At 40.0% G+C, this 21,362-nt stretch carries 24 protein-coding genes; 5 read left to right on the top strand and 19 right to left on the bottom strand.

Translation table 11 applies throughout. From position 1 onward, the window contains the following. Positions 1-85: 85 nt before the first annotated feature. The 10 genes from OCV70_RS09020 to OCV70_RS08975 all read right to left on the bottom strand — a co-directional run bounded on the left by OCV70_RS09020 (position 86) and on the right by OCV70_RS08975 (position 9,879). Complete coding sequence (locus OCV70_RS09020) at positions 86-739, bottom strand: class I SAM-dependent methyltransferase (RefSeq protein WP_117854300.1); 654 nt, start codon at positions 737-739, stop codon at positions 86-88. Between the two features lie 40 nt (positions 740-779). Beyond that, positions 780-1,481 carry a transglutaminase-like domain-containing protein gene (locus OCV70_RS09015; protein ID WP_117854301.1) on the bottom strand — a complete coding sequence of 234 codons (702 nt, stop codon included), beginning with the start codon at positions 1,479-1,481 and terminating at the stop codon, positions 780-782. Continuing rightward, positions 1,471-2,139, bottom strand: coding sequence for a class I SAM-dependent methyltransferase (locus OCV70_RS09010; protein ID WP_117854302.1), 669 nt, complete (start codon positions 2,137-2,139; stop codon positions 1,471-1,473). The genes OCV70_RS09015 and OCV70_RS09010 overlap by 11 nt, the downstream gene beginning before the upstream one ends. A gap of 13 nt (positions 2,140-2,152) precedes the next feature. After that, positions 2,153-3,064 carry a ketopantoate reductase family protein gene (locus OCV70_RS09005; RefSeq protein WP_117854316.1) on the bottom strand — a complete coding sequence of 304 codons (912 nt, stop codon included), beginning with the start codon at positions 3,062-3,064 and terminating at the stop codon, positions 2,153-2,155. Positions 3,065-3,083: 19 nt separating this feature from the next. Beyond that, a complete protein-coding gene (locus OCV70_RS09000) occupies positions 3,084-3,866 on the bottom strand; it encodes a ZIP family metal transporter (RefSeq protein WP_202031117.1) in 783 nt (260 codons plus the stop codon). Positions 3,867-4,188: 322 nt separating this feature from the next. Further along, entirely contained in the window at positions 4,189-4,944 is a 756-nt protein-coding gene (locus OCV70_RS08995) for a ParA family protein (RefSeq protein WP_243000327.1), read from the bottom strand. A 59-nt stretch (positions 4,945-5,003) separates the two neighbouring features. Continuing rightward, the gene (locus OCV70_RS08990) at positions 5,004-5,885 is read right to left on the bottom strand and encodes a hypothetical protein (RefSeq protein WP_117854304.1); all 882 of its coding nucleotides are present in this window, start codon (positions 5,883-5,885) and stop codon (positions 5,004-5,006) included. Between the two features lie 40 nt (positions 5,886-5,925). Next, positions 5,926-7,023 carry a site-specific integrase gene (locus OCV70_RS08985; RefSeq protein WP_117854305.1) on the bottom strand — a complete coding sequence of 366 codons (1,098 nt, stop codon included), beginning with the start codon at positions 7,021-7,023 and terminating at the stop codon, positions 5,926-5,928. A 348-nt stretch (positions 7,024-7,371) separates the two neighbouring features. Beyond that, the gene (locus OCV70_RS08980; protein WP_117854306.1) at positions 7,372-8,700 is read right to left on the bottom strand and encodes a site-specific integrase; all 1,329 of its coding nucleotides are present in this window, start codon (positions 8,698-8,700) and stop codon (positions 7,372-7,374) included. A gap of 3 nt (positions 8,701-8,703) precedes the next feature. Continuing rightward, positions 8,704-9,879 carry a tyrosine-type recombinase/integrase gene (locus OCV70_RS08975; protein ID WP_117854307.1) on the bottom strand — a complete coding sequence of 392 codons (1,176 nt, stop codon included), beginning with the start codon at positions 9,877-9,879 and terminating at the stop codon, positions 8,704-8,706. A 135-nt stretch (positions 9,880-10,014) separates the two neighbouring features. Here OCV70_RS08975 and OCV70_RS08970 point away from each other — a divergent pair, with 135 nt between their 5' ends. Further along, the gene (locus OCV70_RS08970; protein WP_117854308.1) at positions 10,015-10,254 is read left to right on the top strand and encodes a helix-turn-helix domain-containing protein; all 240 of its coding nucleotides are present in this window, start codon (positions 10,015-10,017) and stop codon (positions 10,252-10,254) included. Positions 10,255-10,417: 163 nt separating this feature from the next. Here OCV70_RS08970 and OCV70_RS08965 read toward each other — a convergent pair whose 3' ends face one another. After that, the gene (locus OCV70_RS08965) at positions 10,418-10,786 is read right to left on the bottom strand and encodes a hypothetical protein (protein ID WP_117854309.1); all 369 of its coding nucleotides are present in this window, start codon (positions 10,784-10,786) and stop codon (positions 10,418-10,420) included. Between the two features lie 136 nt (positions 10,787-10,922). Here OCV70_RS08965 and OCV70_RS08960 point away from each other — a divergent pair, with 136 nt between their 5' ends. Next, entirely contained in the window at positions 10,923-11,162 is a 240-nt protein-coding gene (locus OCV70_RS08960; protein ID WP_262579642.1) for a helix-turn-helix domain-containing protein, read from the top strand. 94 nt (positions 11,163-11,256) lie between these two features. Here OCV70_RS08960 and OCV70_RS08955 read toward each other — a convergent pair whose 3' ends face one another. Continuing rightward, on the bottom strand, positions 11,257-11,454 hold the full coding sequence (locus OCV70_RS08955; protein WP_147343030.1) for a hypothetical protein: 198 nt from the start codon (positions 11,452-11,454) through the stop codon (positions 11,257-11,259). Positions 11,455-11,547: 93 nt separating this feature from the next. On the opposite strand from OCV70_RS08955, the gene OCV70_RS08950 reads away from it, so the two are divergent. After that, complete coding sequence (locus tag OCV70_RS08950) at positions 11,548-12,000, top strand: hypothetical protein (RefSeq protein ID WP_118583074.1); 453 nt, start codon at positions 11,548-11,550, stop codon at positions 11,998-12,000. A gap of 375 nt (positions 12,001-12,375) precedes the next feature. Further along, a complete protein-coding gene (locus tag OCV70_RS08945) occupies positions 12,376-12,615 on the top strand; it encodes a DUF6061 family protein (protein ID WP_107001876.1) in 240 nt (79 codons plus the stop codon). Positions 12,616-13,257: 642 nt separating this feature from the next. Here the strand turns inward: OCV70_RS08945 and OCV70_RS08940 are convergent. The 7 genes from OCV70_RS08940 to OCV70_RS08910 form a co-directional block, all read right to left on the bottom strand. Next, entirely contained in the window at positions 13,258-13,557 is a 300-nt protein-coding gene (locus tag OCV70_RS08940; protein WP_005330972.1) for an ArsR/SmtB family transcription factor, read from the bottom strand. A gap of 135 nt (positions 13,558-13,692) precedes the next feature. Further along, the gene (locus OCV70_RS08935; protein ID WP_330385707.1) at positions 13,693-14,412 is read right to left on the bottom strand and encodes a succinate dehydrogenase/fumarate reductase iron-sulfur subunit; all 720 of its coding nucleotides are present in this window, start codon (positions 14,410-14,412) and stop codon (positions 13,693-13,695) included. After that, positions 14,409-15,953 carry an FAD-binding protein gene (locus OCV70_RS08930; RefSeq protein WP_109215205.1) on the bottom strand — a complete coding sequence of 515 codons (1,545 nt, stop codon included), beginning with the start codon at positions 15,951-15,953 and terminating at the stop codon, positions 14,409-14,411. Before OCV70_RS08930 ends, OCV70_RS08935 begins: the two co-directional genes overlap by 4 nt. Next, complete coding sequence (locus OCV70_RS08925; protein ID WP_117855365.1) at positions 15,950-16,489, bottom strand: pilus assembly protein PilX; 540 nt, start codon at positions 16,487-16,489, stop codon at positions 15,950-15,952. Before OCV70_RS08925 ends, OCV70_RS08930 begins: the two co-directional genes overlap by 4 nt. A gap of 10 nt (positions 16,490-16,499) precedes the next feature. Continuing rightward, positions 16,500-17,018, bottom strand: a complete 519-nt coding sequence (locus tag OCV70_RS08920; RefSeq protein ID WP_055062590.1) for a DUF6921 family protein — start codon at positions 17,016-17,018, stop codon at positions 16,500-16,502. A 16-nt stretch (positions 17,019-17,034) separates the two neighbouring features. Further along, on the bottom strand, positions 17,035-19,620 hold the full coding sequence (locus OCV70_RS08915; protein WP_173768501.1) for a heavy metal translocating P-type ATPase: 2,586 nt from the start codon (positions 19,618-19,620) through the stop codon (positions 17,035-17,037). Between the two features lie 59 nt (positions 19,621-19,679). Continuing rightward, on the bottom strand, positions 19,680-20,039 hold the full coding sequence (locus OCV70_RS08910) for an ArsR/SmtB family transcription factor (RefSeq protein ID WP_015512809.1): 360 nt from the start codon (positions 20,037-20,039) through the stop codon (positions 19,680-19,682). A gap of 442 nt (positions 20,040-20,481) precedes the next feature. Here OCV70_RS08910 and OCV70_RS08905 point away from each other — a divergent pair, with 442 nt between their 5' ends. Continuing rightward, entirely contained in the window at positions 20,482-21,330 is an 849-nt protein-coding gene (locus OCV70_RS08905; RefSeq protein WP_262579640.1) for a tyrosine-type recombinase/integrase, read from the top strand. Positions 21,331-21,362 lie beyond the last annotated feature (32 nt).

Here is a 21,362-nt window from a genome sequence, read left to right as displayed (position 1 = left end):
GAACGGACAGCAATAATCCATTTAGACAAAAATAAAGTTCCAGACTTATTATCTGAAACTTTATTATAAATCCAGCATCATTGCATTACTTCACACAACGGAAATATACCATAGAACCGTCAACATAGATATCCGTTTCTTTATATAGTTTTTGAAGGATATCTCTCAGCTCTTTCTCCGTCTGAAATGGTGGAGAAAACCACCCTTTCTTTGCAAGAATATTTTTTACCAGCCAGTCTGTCCGTTTCGATTTTCCCCTGATATAAAAGCAGGCAATAAAATTGCCGCCTGGTTTCAAAACACGCCATATTTCATGAAATGCTTTTTGCTTGTCAGGAAATGCATGAAAACCATTCATACTGACAACAGTATCAACAGATTCATTCTCCATTTGCAGATTTCCCACATCACCCTGAATACATTTGATATGTGCATGACTACCAAGTCTTTTTCTGGCTTGTTCAAGCATATCCATGCTGTAATCAATACAAGTAATATGTGCATTTTTCAGAGAACTCCATTTGTTTTCCGTAAATACAGCAGTTCCAACCGGAACATCAAGAAGATTTCCTGAAAAGTCATCAGGAACATATGATAAAACTTTTCGTGCTATATCATTATCATCAGTGCCACTCCAAAATAACTTAATATACAGTTTGCTGAAAATATTTCTTTGCGTAAGAACATCGTCATATATATTTTTTGATGTTTCATAAGCATTTTGTATTTTGTCTGCCATATTACCCTCCAAATTTAATTTTAATTCTAAAAGCTTAAAACTATCGTTCTCTAATCTTCCTGACATTATGATTCATGAGGTGTCTTCCAATATGTCTATAAGCAAATGCTTTAAAGGCTGAAATTTCTTGATGATGTTCCTTCAAAAGTTCATCTGGACAATCATAAACACCAAAATCCTGATTGATTCCCTCGCTTTGAATATAAGTATTGTTCCTATCAAACTCAATACTGAGATTTCTGAAATCCTTGACTGCTACTCCATAACCGCAAAATGCACCTGTACATTCCGAATTTTGTTCCTGTAACTTCTTTATGTAGGTTTTATCCAAAATGAAAGCTTCCAGTTCGTACCACTGATTTTCGAAATTAATTTCTACCCAGCTATGGAAAATACTTTTTGGAGCATTACGGTAAACAAGCCCGGTCATAGCCCCTTTCTGCAATCTTTTATCAATCGTAAAACCATGTACTCTGCATGGAATATTGCAGGCACGTAAAAGTGCCATAAATAAAGTTCCTTTTGTATTACATTGTCCATAACCATCTGCAAGTACTTTTGAAGCTGAAATTCCGTCATCAATATTATATCCAAATAAAACATCATCTCTTACATAGTTGTAGATTGCCTTAATCCTTTCAAATTCACCCATTTCCTTCCATTTCATATTTTGAATAAGTTTTTGAATTGCCGGATTAGAAAAATCAACCATTCGTGTTTCCCTAAGATACTTATCTTTCATTTCCTATCGCCTTTCCCATAGGTTTTCTCACAACACAATGCATTCGCATACCTTTACGAATTTCAAATTTTTCTACTTTTAATCCTGCTTTTTTGCAACATTTTATGACCACATCTCTTGTTGGCACTTGGACATCTCCATGTCCGCATATATTTGCCAACGGCATTTCCAATGTATTCATTAGCCATACCAATACTTTATTGTCACTGGTCACATCTCTCAGTATCAATCTTCCATTTGGGCGAAGACATCTCTTCACACTGTCAAAAAATGCCTGTGGATTCGGATAATGATGGAAACTCATAGAACAAATAATTGCATCAAATGAATCATTTTCAAAAGGAAAGTTCTCACAGTCTCCTACAACAAATGTTGCATTTGAAATATTTTTCTTTTTTGCCTGTTCAATCATGGCCGGAGTCAAATCCAGTCCTGTATAATGTCGGTCTGGATATTTTTCTGCTAATAAAGAAATCATCGGAGCAGGCCCACAGCCTGCATCTAATAAATCTCTAAAAGGCTCCTTCTCTAATTCTTCCAGAATATCCGGATAATCTTTCTTGCACATTTCGTAAATACCAGCATGGCTACTTTCATATCTTCCTGCTGCTTTTGTAAATTCTTTAATTGACAATTTTTTATATTCTTCATTTTTCATGCTTTTTCTCCAATCACAGTACCTTTTTCGTCTTGCATCCGCATTTCTTCATTCTTTTAATATAAGCATAAAACTGCTTATGTAATTCCCTCATTTCATCTGGTGCCTTCATAGCATGTTGATACATAAATTTATCTCCAAAACTACTTCCAAATGTAACTGCCAGCATAATCGTCAGAAATGACAATGGCAAAAAGCAAAAAATATTCATTTTCCATGGTGACAGTTTACCCTTTTGTTTTCGCAAAAAATTAAAATTTCTTTTCAGCCTTTCTGCTGTTTTCCTCATGATTTTCCATTCTTTTTCTACTTTCTCCGGATCGTCTGATTCATAATACGCATCCGCAATCGGTACCACCATAGCAAGATGACAAAGCTGCCATAGATGCATATCCGTTACTTTCTTGTATGGTATATGAGCATGCCTTAATATCTCTGAAAACTGCTTAGTTCTTTCGGATTTATTTCCTGATATTTCTGCAAATGTTGTCGGCTGAATCAACCTTGGAGTAAGTACTGCATCAAGGATTCCATCATCATTTATACTTCCGCCTGCTCCTGGAAAAGCTGGTAATATTCTTCCTTTTCCAACAATGTCTTCCCATTTATTGTAACTGTCCAGTGAATTTATCATTGTAACAATCGTATTACTTTTATTATTTTTCAATTCAGTAAGTGCTTTATACAGTTGGTTTTCCCGGACAGTAAGCAAAACAAAATCATAAATATCATCGTTTGGTAGTTCTCCAAGAATCCTAATTTCTGCCTTTATTACTTCCTGATTTTTCTTATATTGCAATCCATTATTTCTTAAAGCCTCAAGTCTTTTACCTCTGGCATAAATATTTGTATCATAACCGGCTTCTGCAAATAAAGCCGCATACAAGGATCCAATCACACCAGCACCATAAATCAATATTCTCATAAGAATCATTCCTCTCCTCTTATCCCAGTGCCACATCCAAGATCATCATCAAACTAAATCCAAGTGCAAAGAAAAGCGTACCGATATTCGAGTGCTGTCCCTGAGACATTTCCGGAATTAGTTCTTCAACCACGACATATAGCATAGCTCCTGCTGCAAAGCTGAGTAAATATGGTAATGCCGGGATTACCTGCTGTGCGACAAGAATCGTCATTACTGCTCCAACCGGTTCAACGACTCCTGAAAGTACACCTCCCAGAAATGCCTTTCTTTTACTTTCACCATCTGCCCTAAGCGGCATGGATATAATTGCTCCTTCCGGGAAATTCTGGATAGCAATTCCAAGTGATAAAGCAAGTGCACTTGTTGCTGTAATCTGTGCATTTTCAGCAAGAAATCCTGCATACATAACACCAACTGCCATACCTTCAGGGATATTATGTAACGTAACTGCCAACACCATCATCGTAGTACGGCCAAGTTTGCTTTTCGGTCCCTCTGCCTGATCACTTCCAACATGAAGATGTGGAATCAAATGATCAAGTGCAAGTAAAAACAATATACCAATCCAGAACCCAACAACTGCCGGAACAAACGATAAAGTTCCCATATTCTCAGATTGTTTAATTGCCGGAATCAGAAGACTCCAGATTGAAGCAGCAACCATTATACCTGCTGCAAACCCTGCAAGTGCACGTTGTAGTAACTTGCTAAGTGTTTTTCTCATAAAAAACACGCATGCTGCACCTAGCGTTGTTCCAACAAATGGAATCAGTATACCTTCAAAAACATTCATTAGCATTATGTATTCCTCGGTATAGTCAAAAGTACTTTCACATCGTTCTGTTGTTAGTTTTAGCTAACTACTATGTATAAAAGAAACCGTGCGAAAAGCAAACTGTAATTTCACACGGTTTTCCTTATGTTTAAGTATATCACTTACGAAATCATATAACAATATAATTCTTTTAACAATTTACAAAAAGCCGAAGGTCACAATAATCTTCATGACCTCCGACTTGTTATACTTATTCTACACTGTCCTTACACCCAAATCAGCTCCTCTCTCCGGCTTATCTTTTCCCTGCTTTTCCTGGATAATTCTCTTATTGATTTCTAAGCGTTCATGGATTGACGGTTTCTTTTCTTGGCATTGCCTTTTTCTGTGCTACTGGCTTTCTTTCAGCTTTCCCTGCGTCCTTAACTGCTATATTTGCTTCAACGCCAGCTCTTGGCACAGCTTCTCTGCTCTCATTTTTCTCTGCTACCTGCTGTTCTCGTCTCTCCTGCACACCTTTTTCTTCCAGACTGCAAAAGCTCTGCAGATACGGCAGTACATGATTCTGCATATCCGTCAGATCTTCCATATACTTCTGATATTCTTCATTGCCTTTTCCCTGCTGATAGCTGATCCAGCTTTCATCCGTCAACTTCATTTCATTCTGCATCTTTAATTGACTGATGATGCCGCCATTTCCGCTACCAATACAATCAATGATGACCGCATCATATTGATCTTTGATACCATATAATATCTGTTTCAATACATATTCCCTGCTCATTGCATTTACCAACTGTACTTCTGTACCTGCCAGTCCAATGTTAGAACAGATAATGTCTATTCCCTCTGCCTGATGTCTGATATGACAGTCGGAAGGAATATCTTCATCTTTCATTACTGCATCCATAAGAGCTGTAAGTGTTTCATTACTGTCATCACAATCACGATATCCAAATCCTGCGGATACATCAGACTGTGGATCTGCATCTACAATTAACACTTTCATATTCTTTTGTGCCAATCCTACTGCTAAATTAGCTGTACATGCGGACTTTCCCGTTCCCTCTTTTTGGTTTACAATAGAAATAATTTTAGCCATTTTTTCATCACCTTTCAATCAATAAAAATGACCGAATCAGCTAAACAGATTTTCATCCATTACGAGCTAATTCGGTCCTGTTTTACTCTATTAAATTGTAATATCACCACTTTCGTGATGCAGTAAAAGCATTTCCGATAAAAGCGGAAATTTTCTTTCATCTGAATAAGGTTTTTATAAAAGATAGGCCTTTCCTTCATAAATTTGTTGATTCGTTGCAAGTTTTTTTCAGGACCAAATCGACTCAACCCCTTGTATTTACTGGGTTTCCGTTGATTTAGTCTTATTTTATCATCATCATCCCCTGGCTGTAATCCACAAAATAGAGCCAGAAAAAATTCCAGACGGTGTGGGCAGGGCGCCTGATACACCGCTTCTAAAAAAAGCCTGGTCTGTTCCCTGGTATAGAGAGATATCATGGGCTCTGGCCTTTTTTTGCGGACTGGAGGCAAAACCAGCTCCTGCTTCAAATGTCCCTGCTTCCAGGCGGACTCTGTAACCGAACACAATAATTCATAAACAGCGTGTTCGGTACCTTTACAATATTTCTGACAGGACCGGATCAGATCTTCCATATATCCGGTATCAACAGTTTGAATAAGTGGGTCCGTTTCCATATTTGGCAGGATGACATTTTCAATGATCCAGCGATATCTTACTGCGGTGTTTTCACAGGTGCATGCTGGAAGGTATATTTTGTGAAACCAGTAATCGAGATATTCGCTAAGCAAAAAAGGACAATGACTGGAATCTTTCAGGGCCGCCAGCTCTTTTTGAAAAAGACGGGTTGTTTCTTTGTAATCCTTCTTTGCTCCGGAACGGGTAAAAAATCCAGTATGTATACATAAAACAGCCACCTGGTTCTCATGGTTTATGCGTTTCGTCTGACTGCACCATAAATGGTCGTGTGACAGAAAGACATTTTTTTTATCTTGATTCATAATAAGATCCTCCTTGAAAATCTGGGTAAAAGGAATGCATTTACAGGGCTGCCAGGATCCGGTCTATTTCAACACCGCCGGTAAGTTTTTGGATGGATTCCGGACTGCAATTGTTTTCCAGCATGGTCCAGACGAACATGTCGCGGAGATCGTACATGGAAATAAGGGGAAGACCACAGTCTTTTGTAATATGCTTCAGTCTCGTATTCAGGGTCACCAGTGTTTTTATGGAGCCGCGGCTGCTGACACAGAATGCCTGCGGGTCTTTCTTATCCGGATGCTCCAGGAAATAATGGTTGTTTTCCATCTGGCGGAGTGAAAGCTCGTCCTTTACGAAAAGCGGTACCTTCAGGGAACGGAAACGTTCTTCTTCCAGATCCTTGTAACTGTATCTGGAAGAAGCGTTTTCAGTGGGAAGAACGCCGTCTTTTGTATACTGCTTATGGATATCCAGTTCCCCGGTATCCGGGTGGAAATTTTCATAGGTCAGCCCCAGGATCTCGCCCGGACGTAAGCCGCAGAACAATGCAAGATCATACTCAAGACGGTGGGAATAAGGATCATTCTTCACTGCCTGCAGGAAAACTTTCGTCTGCTCTTTTGTATAGATACATACGTTTGAACGGGGTTCCTTGCGGGGAATAAGTGCAGAAGCAAGGTTATATGGGAGGAACCCGTTCATCCATATGGAGGTGGCGATCCTGTACAGCAGTTTATAAACCGCATATTCTGCACTTGCACAATATTCTTTGCAGGCATCTATCACGGCATCAAGATAGTCTGCATCGATGTGGCCAAGCGGTGGGTCTGTTTCAATCCTGGGCAGGATAAGGTGGTAGATGATCCAGTGATACTTCACTTTTGTAGTGCTGCTGATATCTGACGGAAGTTTCTCAAACCAGTCTTCCAGGTATTCCGTGAAAGTACAAAAGCAGCTGCTGCACATCTTCCTGTTTTTCCAGTCTTTCTGAAAAACAGTTTCTGTTTCTTCTAATGTTTTTTCGGCTTCTGTCTGGGTGGTAAATCCGGTGTGGGTATGATACTCGACCGTCCCTGATACAGCATTCAGCGTTCTGGTACGGCAACACCAGAGCTCTTTAGGTGAATAAAAAATGGATAGTTCTTTGAGTTTGTTCATAACGTTATCCTCCTGAAAATTTTGGGGTGGGAAATGAAAGGGCTCTTTCCCATCCCGCTTTTGTTGTTCGAAAGCTTCGATAGCTTTTTAAGAATATATTGTCAGAAGAACGGAAATTTTCTGCTGTTTTTTGAAAAATTTTAAAAAAAATCAATGTTTTGTTTTTATCTGCTATGGGTACCGGTTTTTAGCAGCTTTGTTTTTTATAAATATGTATGATTGGGGTCGGAATAACGTTTTTTATAAGAACATTTTTTTAGAAAAATTGATACAAAAATTCCCCGGCTTATCTGTGAGTTGTAATGAGCCGGGGATACAGAAATGAAGAAGAAATGTTAAAGAAGAAATTTAATCATAGAAATAATTCCGATAAGCAAGAGCATCAGGAAGCTGGTAGGGCCTCTGTTCCACACTGCCCTGTTTTTTCGGTAAAAGATGATGGGTCAACACATAATCTTCGATTATTTTTGAGATATCATAGGTTTCCTGTTCCTGGAAGGCTACATAAACCCTGCTTGTGAATTCTGGACTGGAATGCCCCAGGCATTTGGAGATCGTTTTCGTGTTGACCTGGTACTGGGCGAGGATCGTGGCGTAGGTATTCCGGAATTTTCTCCAGGGCAGCCGGGAGATTCCGCTCTGTTCCATCAGGCGGTTATATGGTTTGATATAAAAACTGCGGTTATGGCACTGCCCGTTTTCATGGCAGCAGATGTAGCCCAGATCCAGGAACCCTGGATCAGAAGCTTTGCGTTTTTCGTAGCGCTGCCGTTCCAGGAGGATCTCATCCAGGACAAAATCAGCCAGTACTACTGCTCTTTTGCTGTTTTTGGTTTTCAGTGGGAGTTCACTGCACAGTACCGGCCTGTTTTCCTGCTGTTTTTCCATGTACAGGTCCTTTCCAAGCTGTCGTTCCACAAAAAGTTTCTTGCCAAGGAAATCAATATCGCTGTACCGGAGTCCGGTGATCTCGGAGAACCGCAGGCCGGCAGTGACGGCAAGGAGCATGGGCAGATAGATCATGGGTTCCTGCTGCTTACACAGATATAAAAGATGGGCAGCCTGTTCCACGGTATAAACCTGCTGCCGGGTATCCGCTTTTTTCTTTAGGCATGGCTGTTTTACTTCGGAAGAGATTCCGGTATAGATATCCCTGGAAAGACAGTTGTGTTTCAGGGCGTAACAAAGGGAACCTGTGACCACACCGATTGCAGTTCTCTGTACTTTCTGATACGGGATAGCAGATAATGCATTTACCAGGTCTTTTCTCTGCAGCGTATCCAGCATTTTATGACCAATCGCAGGGAGCAGGTAGTTTTCTATGATATTCCGGTAAGCGTTGTAGGTATTATAAGTGATCCTTTTTTGCCCGATCATATGATGGTAAAACCAGAAATCATAAAACTCTTTCACGGTATAAGAAAAGGGGATGAAACTGCCTTTTGCGATTTCCATGAGAGTCTCATCCCTTTTCTGGCGGGCCAGCTGCTTGTTGGAAGAGGCGGCCCGCTGTACCATCTTCACATCGCCGGATTCAAAAACAAGTAAAAGACGAAAACAGTATTTTCGTCTGGCTTTTACATATATAACGTCACCAAGGGATTTCCCAGAGATGAGCCTGCCATAAAGGAAGGTTTCCTTTACCTGCATCTGGGGATAGATCTCATTCTTTTTCACAGGCTATTTCCCCCTCTTTTTTTCAGCACCAAGGACCGGATCCAGGGAACCTGCAACGACAGCACCAACTTCAGGATCCGTACATGGAATCCTGTTACAGAATGCCAGTGTTGTAGTCTGTTTTGTGTGGCCAAGGATACCAGAGACTGTTTCAAGGGAAAAATCCTGTTCGAGAAGAAAACGGGCGAACATATATCTCAGATCACGCATGTTCAGTTTTGAAAGGCCGGTTTCTGTGGTGATCGTTTTTAAAGCGGCTCCTAATGTAACAGCAGATTTTATCTTTGCAGTGGGACCGAGGCAAAGATAAGATTTATATTCTGTAGCAGAAGGATATCTTGCCAGAAGTTTCCGGTTTTCTTTTCGCCGGGTAGAAAGTTCTGGAAATAGAAAAGAAGGGATTTTTAATGTTCGGTTCTGTTTGGTCCCTTCCAGTTTTTTTAACTGGCAGTTCTTCCCGGAATCGTTCGAGGTACAGATCCTCTGGATTGTGATGGTCTGCTCATGACGGTTGAAATCCGAATACTTCAGTCCAAGGATTTCCCCAGGTGTCAGGCCGCAAAAAAGAGCCAGTTGAATCTCCAGGTAATGGTTGGAATTGGAAGCGGCAGTCAGGAATGTGCGAAGCTGTTCCGGGGAATAGAAAACCGGATTTCCGGGAGGCTCCGGATAGTGTCGGATCTGCTGGAAGTCCATATCCGGAAGATAATTGTTTACGCGGGCGTTTTTCAAAGCGTTGTGCAGCAGCTTATATGCATAATAGCCTCCGTTGCAGCAGTAAGCCTGGCAGGATTCCAGAACCCTATTGAGATAATCAGGAGTGACACATCCCAAAAGAATATCTTTATGCAGATGGGGCTGGATGATCAGTTTTATGATCCATTGCTTTTGAACCAGTGTACGGCTGCCATTAGAACCCTGAGCACATACATCATTCAGCCAGTAATCCAGATATTCCGAAAAGGTAAAAGGCATATCCCGGTCCTTTTTCAGTTTGGACAACTGATCCTGGTAAGAAACCAGGGAACGCTGGAAGCTCTCTTCTGCTTCTTCCCGGGATGAAAACCCGGTACGACGGCCGTATTCAATGGTGCAGATAAGAGGATTTACCAATTTGGTCAGATGAGCCCAGGTACCGTTGTCTTCCTGAAAGACGGGGGTTTTTGCTTGTTCTTTCATTGATTTGTTTTCTCCTTTGTGTGTTTGATATGCTTACAGATATTTCTCTATTACGAAACATTATATGAAGTTTCTCGGCTATTATCAATACAAAAGTTTCTTAATAACGAATTATTGATGAAAGTAGGGAATATCATGCAGAAACTCAGACCGGATATGAACATTGGCGGGAACATACAGAAAATACGGTATAGCCGAAAGCTTACACAGGATCAAGTGATTGCCAAAATGAATCTCATGGGGATCCAGATCTCCAAAAGTACCTATGCGAAGCTGGAAACAAATCGGATGAATATTAAAGTAAGCGAACTGATGGCCATGAAGGAAATCTTTGAATGTGAGTTTAATGATTTCTTTGAAGAGCTGAATGAGTAATAATATAGATAAAATATTATTCGGGGAACTCTCTTATTATCTAGGTATATGGCAAAACATAATTATATAAGAGGGTTCTCTGTCTTTTTATATAAGATAATGTCGTATGTGACAAAATGTTTACAAGAAGGTCAGAATTTTTAAATTCCTGATTTCTCTTAGCTTATGCGCCTATATCATATTGAAATTTCGCATATATAGAATGCCGCATTTTTTCATATAATTGCTTAAAATTTTCTTCTGCATAGTCAGAAGAGATAGTATTTGAAGTGATTAAGGCACTTTCGAGCCGACTGCTGTAATTAAGGGCAAACTCAGGGTATTTCAGAAATGTATCCAGGGCAGCAGATTCCAGTTCCTCTCCTGCTTTCAAACGTTCCAACTGAATACTATCAAAAAGTTCTTGTGTCATAGGTACGATCCCGTATATTGCAGCCCATTGAGTCTGAGTGAAATGTTTCAATTCTGCCGGCAATGTCAGTAATTTTTGTTTTTGCTCCAAGGTCAATTCGTTGAATAAACTTTTTTCCATAATCAAAATTTCCTCCCATTGGAATAAGTATGTGCAAGTAATTACAGTAGAGATTCTACAACTTATAATTCAATTATATATTAGTTATCCTATACTTACAATCTCTGAATAATATTGTAGTTGAGGGTAATGGTATATGGAAGATCGTAATTATGAAACTATCCGGATTAAATTGGATGAAATGATAGAAAAGCAAAACATCAGTAAGAACAAATTGGCTCACCGCGCCGAAATGCAAAGGACCCAACTCAACCAGTTTTGTAAAGGAACGGTAACACGGCTGGATACCGCTGTTTTAGCCAGGTTGTGCTGTGCATTGAATTGTAAGATCGAGGATCTGTTGGAGTACGTTCCACCAGAAAATAAGGAAAAATAAATATATCTCATAAGCTAAAAAGTGCAGAGAAGTATATTATACAGTTATACGTCTCTGTACTTTTTTGCTTATGATGGTCATATCCTTAATGAAATCATTGTAGGTAACCATCCGCTATGTTTTCACTCATGTGTGAGATATACCCCAACAACCTATATTCCCTTTCATTTTTCCAGTCACAGATCATGCCATCAGCAAAATTAAAATCTATACCTCTTCCTTTTGCAATATTCATACTTCTTGTAAATGTATTGTATAATCCTACTGTAGCCCATGAAAAAGCTGTATCCATGAAAAACACAGCTATCTCATAAGTGATATTGAATCCACAGCCAATCGTGCTACAATAAAATTATACATTTCAATATAAGAAGGAGGTCATTCTATGGCACTGCAAGAAGATTTCAATCAAATAATAGATTACGCACATTTTTGGAACTGGGCTCCTGATTGGGGAGAAGTGCAAAGAATATACGAGAAATTCCCTGATTCCTTCTCCGTACTTACGCCCTTTGCGTATTCCTATTTGGAAGAACTGATTAGAACTACAACCTCCGACTATGGACTTCCTTTATTCGATCGTAATGGGCAACCAGTTAAGGTCAATGTTGGCATGAAGTTGATTTCTTTGGCAATAGCAGAAAATCAAAATAATCAGGAATATGTCAAGGTTCTGGAAGAAACAAAGAAATATTTCAAATATGTAAAAGTAAACAACGATGAAAACGGGCGAAACAGAGTTATGCATGGATTCGTTCATCCCCGTTTTTGGAGCAAGGAGAACTTCGAACAACTCATTCATCATATTGCTGTTCTTTCACCTTACTCAAAGTTTTAATCTATAACTTCGCTTTGAAATACGTTTGGAATACTCGCTTGTGATTCTGAGGAACCATCTTGAAAGGATCTGCGTTTAGCAATTCCGATTGAGATTTCACCTGTTTTAAGAGATTTAATAACTGTTATATTTTGTTATTAAATTCTCCGCAAACCCTTGAAAACACTGAATTTATCACTGGTGAGCTTTCCCTTATTGTTTCCCTTGTGTTATATTGTCCCACCAGTGTTTTCGAACTCTGATAAGGGCAAATACAAGGGCAAGAAAATCCTATAAAACAGTATAACACAAAATAAAAGTGACATGGTGAACTGATTGAAATGCTTCTGATTTTTGCAACAAATGATTGATTTAACGATAAGGAGATTTGATACGATGAGAACAATATTTGCAGAATACAATCCCAAGCGCAACAGTATTGATGTTTATACCTCTGTTGGCTATATGCTCCGCATTGACTGTTGGGAAGCTGAAAAGGACTTAAAAACCACATCAGGATCAGACTGTGCATTAAACGCACTCGCCATTGATGATCCTCTTGAATATGCAAGATTATATCTTGATGGAAATTTGCAGATGTGGGTAGATGCGGAAGACTCATTAGATATTTTTTAATTTTTAAACAAATACAACAGTTTAAATAACTATTAGCTACAATATTTCCGGAAAATTCATCATAGGTTTGTATAAACGCAAAGAAACGGCGGCTCTGAAAATCAAAGTCGCCGTTCTAAATTGTCTGGTTTTTCTTTTGCCGTCATGCGGCAGATAATCAATTCATTCTATTTTGAACTTCTTTTATGCTACCTGATGTCTGCAATAGGAATGAATCGCCAAGAATGTAAACACAAATAATTCAATTCCTGCCGAAATCAAAATAACATGCGGTGTCCAGAAACTCATTCCACCGATATTCAGATAATTGAAATTTGCAAGCTGAGAAAGGAAATTGTTCTGCATACCAATTCCGGCAGATGGAAGTATGGTAGAGAGCCATGTTGCTCCCATCGCCACATAAGCAAAAAGCGGCATGAGAAGAACTACGATAGAGATCAGCAAAACTGTCAATGTGTCTTTACATTTTGCAGACAGGAACAACATACAGCTAACCGTTGCTAATACAGAAAGTAAGCCCGCTGCTGCGAGAATTATCTGCAACTGCCCCAGATTGATGTTTGGCAGGTTACAGTCAGGTAACGCTGGAAAAAACTAATTCCTGAATTTGATTCTTTTTTCATGATATCTGCTCTCCTTAAATTATTTACAACAATCCCCGTCACCGCATCCAAGGCAAGTAAGGGATTCTATAAAGTGTTTGTAATTCATCAATGTCTCACAATTCAAAGAATAGTGATGCCATTTTCCTTCCTTACGATCATTCACAAGGCCGCATCCTACCAGTATCTTCATATGATGGGATAAAGTTGGCTGGGTAATTTCAAATCTTTCCAAAAGTTTACACCCGCACTTTTCTCCATCCGACAGCATCTGTACAATTTCCAGCCGGTTCGCATCGCCCAAAGCCTTGCATATCAAAGCCACATCCATTGCATTCATATTGACACATCACATTGATCATTGTCTATGTTCAATATAATATATACATAGATATTTGTCAATGTATGCATTTTAAAAAAGAGAATCAAGTTTTTGATTCTCTTCATACATTCATTATAGCTTTTATCATCCATTTTATTTGCCCCAAACAGCCGCTGCATTCGACCTTACAAGCAGTTCTTCCACAGGCAGACCAATCGGACAAATATCATGACAAGATAACGACTTCCCGCATCCTTCAAAAAATCTCTTCTTATATTCAGCAGAAATCTCATTCAAATGAGTGCTTTCCTGTTCTTCATTCAGAATCCGAAATGCGTTGACTGCAGCAACAGTGCCTGCGAAAGTCCCATTTGCAGAGAAGTTAGGACACACTTCAAGGCAACAGCCACACATCAGACAGCGTGCCGACTGGTATCTCGGTTCATGTGTCCACGAACTCATATAAGCTTCACTTTCAAGCCAAAGGTTCAGTTTTTTCAAATTTTCAAACAGATTTGACCGGTCAACGATCAAATCTCTTACAAGCGGAAATTTGCTTAAAGGTTCCAAGATGATTGTAGAACCTTTTAACGTATGTAGAAATGTAGAAAATGTAGAGCATGCCAACCTCGGACGTTCGTTAATCAGCATGGCGCAAGCCCCACATTTTCGCACCATACAGCTACATTCCCAGCTGATGGGAGTAACTATATTCCCTGAATTATCTTTCAAAGGGGTTCTACTGTTCAATTCCTTTAGAACAGTGGCAACAGAGCTGTTTTTGCTTCCGTCATACTCAAATTCCTGCCAATAACTGTCTGATTTCTGACTCTCCTGCCGCCTGATTCTTATTTTATATACCAAGTGAATCACCGCCTTTCTGGAACAGGTACAAAGGAAATCTGTATCTGCTTTCCATCAAATCTGGCTACCGTTGTTTTAAGGTAATCATCGTCATTGCTCTTCGGATAATCCTCCCGCCAGTGTGCACCACGGCTTTCTTTTCTTGCAAGAGCACTCTTTAGAACTGCCATGCCAAGCAATGGAAGATTTCCTGTCAGCGCTTGTACCGTTTGAATCCCATTTAACAACGTATTCTCATTTCTGACAACGCCCATAGTCTCCTGCATCACTTTGTTTAATTGCTTTATTTCTGAAATTTGAGACGCTGGTGGAAAATCTATCTGTGTCGCACAAGATAGATCTACTACATCTGCCTGTTCGCATGCTGATTTTGCCGCAACACGTCCTCCGTATAACGCTCCTAACAGAGAATTTCCACCAAGACGGTTGGCACCATGATATTGGGCACAGCATTCTCCGGCAGCGCAAAGATTCTGAATCGGTGTTCTGTGCTGCTCATCCACCAGAATGCCTCCCATAAAATAGTGAATTCCCGGTAAAACAGACACCGGTTCCTTTCGTATATCTTTATGCAGATAGGTCATACAATCGTCTGCCAGACCAGATAGCTTATTTGAAATAATCTCCTCCGATATTTCCGTCATGTCAAGAAATACCTCTGATTCATGGCTGACCTTCCATATCTCTCTGGCGGTAATATCTCGTGGCATCAGATTTCCAAGCTCCGGGTATTTTTCCTCCATGAAATACCATTGTTTTCCATCTTTCATGGCAAACAACCTGCCACCTTCCCCTCTGGCCGCCTCGCTGATGAGCATGCGTTTTCCACCACATTTCACAGTTGTCGGATGATACTGGATCATCTCGCCATTTGCCAGAGGAACACCAAGCCGGAACAATTCTGCGGTGACTTCTCCTGTATTGCTCAGCGAACCCGTTGTATTTCCAAACAATCCGTGCATACCACCGGTGGCAACAATAACCGCATCCCCCGGTAATTCCACAGTCTCCTGACTGTATTCGTCCCTGATTACGCAGCCACAACAAATATTGCCACACAGACGAAGTGTTAGGAAAGAATGATGGCTGAACCGTTCTACCATACCAGATGCTTCTTTCCTGCGAACAGCGTCTATCATAGCTGTCATGATCTGCTTCCCGGTATCGCTCTGTGCAAAAGCAGTCCGTTTCTTTTTCTGCCCGCCAAAATTCCGCAGATCCACATCATCATAGCCACTCATGTTAAATTTAACTCCAAGTTTTAGCAGCCAGTGCACCAGCTCCGGTGCTGCCTGTGTCATTCCCCAAACTGCATTTGGATCTGCCAGACCACATGCTGCCTTTATTGTATCTGTAAAATGTTCTTCGGGACTGTCGTTTTCATCTTTTGTATTCAAAGCAGCGTTGATACCGCCCTCCGCCATAACAGACTGTGCCCGCTCTGACGGAAGGGAGGAAACCAGTTTTACATTGCATCCATTTTCCGCTGCCTGCAAAGCCGCTGAAAGTCCTGCCAGTCCAGCACCTATAATAATAATTGTCTTACTCATAGATATTGCCACCCAATATAATATAAAATAACCGCTCCCGCTATAAAAAGAAGAAGCACCGAAAGGATCAAATAAATATCACTCCTTCGTTCTTTATAACTGATGATTCCCAGTGATACAAGCAATGGGCGGATATTGATAAAAATATGAACAAAAATTGCCGCTACGAACAAAAGCTGAGTTACCATCTTTACAGTTGTAAAAGGGAACAAAATATATGTCCCATTCTGCACCTTTCCAAACAAGCCAATATGGAATAACAGCAGAATCATTATTGCCATCCCACTGGCTCGTCTCGCCCAAAATATGACGTTTTGTTTCAGATACATTTTTCCTGATTGCTTCGCTGTCTGTAAACTCTGAACTGTCAGGATGACACCAATCACTGTATGCACAACAAGAATACCAACACCAACCCATGCAAGAAGTTTCCCTGCACTACTTCCAACTCCGTTCAGCATAAAGCTGCCCATGATTCCATGAATCATAAAAATGAGAAGCATTAAAACAGACAAAATCGTATTCCATTTTCTCATAAATTCCCGCTCACCTCATTTCTTCGCTGTCCATGATCATATAGTCCATCTGTGTTAGCGTTGTAACGTCAATAAAATCATCCGATGCCAGGAATACATCATACTTTCCACTTACCACTCTTGATAGCATCATTGTGTTACTGTACTCTTTCAGATCTACGAAAAAACCGGCCTGTTTCAACCTGTCACAGAGTTTCTTAGCATAACTGACAAGCGGATAATCCGTCTCAGATACATATAACCGAAAACTAATGTCTGTTTTCATGAGATCTGTTTCATTTGTTTCCGAATCGTCCAGTGCCAATTCTTTTAATTTATTCCGGGTGTTCTCGTTGTCGAGACCATCTGACATCATATTAATACCGAGAACATAAGAGCCTTCCAACTGTGCGGAGGCTTGAGCCGCCTTTTTTGACTTCGGTGTTGCTCCTGTGACTGCATCAATCATAGAAGGCGGTGAATGTAATATGACACCAAAACCTACAAGAAAAACAATCGTAACAACTAACAGAATCAGTTTTCGTTTCACATTCCCACCTCATTTCCTATTTTTTCAAAATTCTCATTGCGTTCAAAACAGCAATTATGGTAACGCCTACATCACCAAATACAGCTTCCCACATTCCCGCAATACCAAGAGCGCCAAGAATCAGGAACACACTCTTAATTCCAAGGGCAATCACTATATTCTGCATGACAATTTGCTTTGTCGCTTTTGCCACATCAATCGCATCCACCAGCTTAGATGGTTCATCTGTCATCAGAACCACATCCGCAGCTTCAATGGCCGCATCTGAACCAAGACCACCCATTGCGATACCAACATCCGCACGAGCAAGGACAGGAGCGTCATTGATACCATCACCAACAAAAGCTAATTTGCTTCCCTGTCTCTTTTTACTGTCCAAAAGCTCAACCTTTTCCACTTTTTGATCAGGAAACAGTTGTGCATAATATTCATCCAACTGCAATTCTTCCGCAACAGCCTTTCCGATTTTTTCATCATCACCAGTAAGCATGACTGTTTTTTCCACACCGATATGTTTCAAATCAGAAATTGCTTTTTTGCTGTCCGGCTTTACTTCATCTGTTATCAAAATGCATCCGGCATATTGACCATCTACTGCTACATAAACCTTTGTACCAACTTTTTCACAGGCTGTGTACTCCACATGCTCTGAATCCATAAGTTTCGTATTGCCAGCATAAACTTTCTTCTTTCCTGCCATGGCACTGATTCCATATCCGGAAATTTCCTTGTAATCAGAGATAACTGATTGGTCAATTTCTTTTCCATAAGCAGAGAGAATGGATTTTGCAATAGGATGGTTAGAAAAGCTCTCTGCCTGGACCGCATACTCCAGAACCTGTTCTTTTGAAAATCCATTTGCAGGCAGAATATCAGTCACATTGAAAACACCCTTTGTAAGTGTTCCAGTTTTATCGAACACAATAATGCTGACATTATTAAGCGCCTCTAAATAATTACTTCCTTTTACAAGAACACCTCGTTTAGATGCCGCACCAATACCTCCGAAGAAAGTCAGCGGGATTGAAATGACCAATGCACATGGGCAAGATACCACAAGGAAAACAAATCCTCTGCGAATCCACTCTGTCCAGCCTCCACCAAGAAGGATCGGTGGCAGAATTGCCAGAATAGCTGCTAAGATTACAACAACAGGAGTGTAATAACGTGCAAATGTAGTAATGAAATTTTCTGTTGGTGCTTTTCTACTGGACGCATTCTCCACAAGATCAATAATCTTTGAAGCAGTAGATTCACCAAATGCTTTCGTTGTCTTAATCGTTAAAACACCCGTCTGATTCATACAACCGGAAAGTGCTTCGTCTCCTTTATGAACGCTTCTCGGAACCGATTCTCCAGTTAAAGCCCTCGTATCCAGCATAGAATCTCCATCCAATACCACACCGTCTAATGGGATTTTTTCACCAGGCTTTACAATAATAATCTCACCAATGGCAACACTTTCAGGAGATATGGTAATCAATTCTCCGTTCCTTCTGACTGTAGCACAATCCGGACGTATATCCATTAAATCTGATATAGATTTTCTGGAATGCTCAACAGCCAATGACTGGAAAAATTCACCAACTTGATAGAACAGCATAACAGCAACTGCTTCCGGATATTCACCAATGACAAAAGCACCAATCGTAGAAACGCTCATCAGGAAATGTTCATCAAACACACGTCCCTTTGAAATATTCCTCACAGCTTGCCATACAACATCCCCACCAAGAATAATATAGGAGACAATGAGAAAAACTAACTCGACAGGCAGTGGCACTTTCGCAAAAACTGTCAATGCCATACCAATACCATAGATTGCTGCGCCAATCGCTAAACGAATCGTCAACTTCTTGTCCTCATTGTTATAGGATGTATTGGTATCCTGTTTTTTTGCAGGTATATAGTATTCCTGTGCAATTTCGGAAACTTCTACATCTGGCTCATGGCTGTGGACAATCGTTTCAATCTGACTGGCTATTGTATTTGCGGCAACTGGAGCAACATTGATTGTCAGCGTCTGCTTCATTAAATTTACAACTGAGGATTGTACTCCATCCAATTCTCCGACTTCTTTTTCAATTTTTGCGGAGCAGTTCGGACAGTCCAAGCCCTTTAACAAATAACTCTTTGTAACGGGGATAATTGTTTCTTCCTGAACCTCCACACTCGGCTCATGGCTGTGGACAATCGTTTCAATCTGACTGGCTATTGTATTTGCGGCAGCTGGAGCAACATTGATTGTCAGCGTCTGCTTCATCAAATTTACAACTGAGGATTGTACTCCATCCAATTCTCCGACTTCTTTTTCAATTTTTGCAGAACAATTCGGACAATCCAATCCTTTTAACGAATAACTCTTTATAACATTCATAACGGTTTCTTCCTGAACTTCCACATCGGGCTCATGACTATGAACAATCGTTTCAATCTGACTGGCTATCGTATCTGCGGCTGTCTGAGTAACATTGATTGTAAGCGTCTGCTTCATCAGATTTACCACTGAGGATTGCACTCCATCCAACTCTCCGATTTCTTTTTCAATTTTTGCGGAACAATTTGGACAGTCCAACCCTTTTAATAGAAATATGCGTTTCATGATAATCTCCTTATAATTTGTTTAATTGTTCAATTACTCAACTATAATATTAAAAAATATTATTTCTGCCAAAGATGCTCAAATCCCTTGTCAATAATCTCTTTCACATGATCATCTGCCAGCGAGTAGTAAACTATCTGTGCTTCTTTACGGAATTTTACCAGATTCGCTAGGCGTAATGCCTTTAACTGATGCGAAATTGCAGATTTTGTTACCCCCAGTAGCACTGCAAGATCACATACACACATCTCACTCTGTTCTAGAGCGTGTAAGATTTGTACTCTAGTTCCATCTCCAAATAGCTTAAACAAAGAAGCCAACTGGATATAATCATCTTTTGGCTGCATCTTGGATTTCACATCATTCACAATATCCTCATGAATTACATCGCAATTACAAATATAAGACGTTTTTGACATATATTCACCTCCAAATAATAATAGTTGAACAATTACTCAACTATTATTATACTTATTTTTAAATTTATGTCAATAAGCTGATGTTAGTTCCCCATAAATTTTACAATTAAAACCAGCTCTTTATTCTTTTCTTAATCTTTTTTTTCCAGTATACCGTTTTGGCTTTCTTGTTACACTTCCTGTAAATTCCGATTGAACAAAATCGCTGCGCGATGGCCTGTCAAGGCTGTGGCGCAGTTTTTTCATTCAAAAAAGCAGTGGAATTACTTTCCATAATCCGTTATTGTTAAGTTACCACACGAAACAACTGAACTAAGAAAGCTCCACTGCCTATGATAAGAATAACATTTTCTAGTCTCTTCCGCAATCGGAATTATGACGCTAATGCACCTCCGAATAGGTAGATGTAATTATTAACACTACTTATTCTGGAGGTTTTATTATGTATAAAGATATTTTTGAATCCATCCGCAATGAAGCGGAAAAACGTAACCTGCGTGAAAGAACTATTCAACTGTATTGCTCTGATGTCAGTTACTTCCTTCGTTGGATCGAAAAAAATGTTTCTGATCTTACACTTGAAGATGCGGAAAGTTTTCTTACTGCCAAACGTCTGGAAGGCAGGTCTCCCGAAACTCACAATCACTATCGGTCTGCAATCAAGTTCTTATATAAAAAGGTGCTGAAGATTCTTTGGGATGATGACACTGTTCCGGCTATGAAAAGAGAGCGAAATCTTCCTGCTGTTCTATCCCGCAATGAAATAAATGCAATCATTGACGCCACTCCGAATCTGAAGCATAAAGCGATTATTGCAACTATGTATTCTTCCGGATTACGTGTATCAGAGGTTGTTCATCTTCATTATGATGACATTTCACGTACCAACATGACAATTCATGTTCGTGAAACCAAAGGCAGAATTGACAGGTATACAATTCTGTCTCAAAAAAATTTAGACCTTCTCACAGAGTATTGGTACAAATGTGGTCGCCCTAAAGATATTCTTTTCCCAAGTTCCTGGTCCGGTGGATATCTTGATATAGCCAGTGTTAACCTGTTCTTTAAGAAAAGTGCTAAACTCGCCGGCATTAACCGTCATGTTTCTTCTCATGTGTGCCGTCATAGTTTTGCCAGCCACCTATTCGAAAGTGGTACAGATATAAAATATATCCAGTCACTTCTGGGACATGTTGATCCTCGCTCTACAGATGTTTACCTTCATGTGAGCAACAAGACACTTCTTGGAATCCGCAGCCCGTTCGACAACCCGGAAGGTGGTGAATCATGAGTAAGGATTGTACGATTCAGGATGTTTTTCAT

This window comes from Blautia acetigignens (genome assembly GCF_025566865.1).
Taxonomy (GTDB): domain Bacteria; phylum Bacillota; class Clostridia; order Lachnospirales; family Lachnospiraceae; genus Blautia_A; species Blautia_A acetigignens.
The sequence above is the reverse complement of the archived record's forward strand: the minus strand, read 5'-3'. Positions and strand labels throughout refer to the sequence as shown.